Genomic DNA, 1,661 nt, shown 5'->3' with positions numbered 1-1,661 from the left:
GAATTGAATAGTTATTCAACGAACGAAGGCTCGAAAACTGTCGAACGATTTCGCCCAGACTCTTTGGATAAGTAGAGCGACTTGTCTGCATGCTCAAGCCAAGCAAGGTGACTTGATTGGAGCGGTGAAATCTCGCACACGCCAAGACTAAGAGAGAGCAATCCAGTTCATTGGTTGATTTCGAATCAAGCATAGTCTGCGTTTTAATAATAGTTAATGATAATATTATAGTTAGAACTTCAGGGCTGAGTTAGTGCAGGGCGCTCAATTTAGCCCTTTTCAAGTTACTACCGCTTGATTCCCCAATGTATCGAAGTGAAATTTGACTTATTTTTGTGAGTATTGAACATTTAGCGTTCGATTTTTATGATGCTGCTGCTGAGTTTTTTGCTAAGTGGATGCCGATGATTTTATGCTGAGTGCTGGTCTTCTCCTTTTACTTTGGCGCATCTAGGTCGATCGGTATATCGGCCTAATTTGGAATGAGCAGTTAAAAAACTATGCGAAAAATTAACTTTAAATAGAAAAATTTTTAATGTAATTAATGCTTAAAATATTACGACGTTCTCAAACTTGCGTGTCTCTTTAGCCTCGTTAAGTGTGTCGTGATCTATTTTGGACAAAAAATATACATCAAAGGGATTCTATGCAATTTTCAACAATATCTCGCTTGCTATTGGCTGCTTCCATTACAGTATTAGCAATGCCAAGTCACGCTACCAACAAACTCACTGAGAGCCAAATCGAATCTGGTATAGATACTCAGATCGATTTTATGACAAATAACGGTGCATTTGCCCACCTAGCTAAATGCAGTGGCAAAACGCACGCAACCATTATTCAAGGCTATCGCGACTCGATGTATAAATGTGCGAAATTCATTGATACCCAAAGTGAAGATGATAGCCAATATGAGAATTGTCTTAACAATGGGATTAAGTCGGTGCTAGGAATGACAGATGCACAACTAGAAGAGTGTTACGCTAAATTTGAAGGCGAATAAGATGGTTTTGTCCGCGATGGCGATGCTAGTCGCGGCATTGCTTGTTGCGATTGATGTGTAAAGACGGACAATGAGTGAATAGGGTCGTGGAGTCGGGTGAATAAGGAACAAGCATGACAAAAGTGACACTAAAAGGCTTTATTTTGGTGCCAGAGCGCGATCTCGATGTCGTGAAAAACGAGTTGATCACCCATAGGCAGCTAACGTTGCTAGAGCCGGGCTGTATTACCTTTAGCGTCACTCAGAATAGTGATAACCCTCTTCGGTTTGACGTGTATGAAGAGTTTATCGATAGAGCGTCATTCGATGCTCATCAACAACGCGTAAAAGCGTCCCATTGGGGAAGAGTGACGGTTAACGTTGAGCGGTTTTACCAAGTTATCGAGTCAGCCTAGTGCCAAACATGGCATAACGTTGAATGATAGGTTGCGTGAGAAAGCTCAAACTATACCCAGAATCGCTGAACGCTAAGTTAGGTCAGCGATTCTTACCACGGTTCTATTTGAGCACTGAATTGAATAGTTATTCAACGAACGAAGGCTCGAAAACTGTCGAACGATTTCGCCCAGACTCTTTGGATAAGTAGAGCGACTTGTCTGCATGCTCAAGCCAAGCAAGGTGACTTGATTGGAGCGGTGAAATCTCGCACACGCCAAGA

The 1,661-nt window shown here is 41.9% G+C and carries 2 protein-coding genes; both read left to right on the top strand.

Features of this window, described 5'->3' with window-relative positions; genetic code table 11:
• The first annotated feature begins 646 nt into the window (after positions 1-646).
• Positions 647-1,003: a hypothetical protein gene (locus tag QTN95_RS20540; RefSeq protein ID WP_331418832.1), complete on the top strand. Its 357-nt coding sequence runs from the start codon at positions 647-649 to the stop codon at positions 1,001-1,003.
• A gap of 113 nt (positions 1,004-1,116) precedes the next feature.
• A complete protein-coding gene (locus QTN95_RS20535; RefSeq protein WP_331418831.1) occupies positions 1,117-1,398 on the top strand; it encodes a putative quinol monooxygenase in 282 nt (93 codons plus the stop codon).
• The last annotated feature ends 263 nt before the right edge of the window (positions 1,399-1,661 follow it).

The sequence above is a fragment of the Vibrio sp. M260112 genome, from assembly GCF_036533775.1.
In the GTDB taxonomy this organism is placed as follows: domain Bacteria; phylum Pseudomonadota; class Gammaproteobacteria; order Enterobacterales; family Vibrionaceae; genus Vibrio.
Note: the sequence above shows the minus strand (reverse complement) of the source record. Positions and strands in the feature narration are given on the sequence as shown.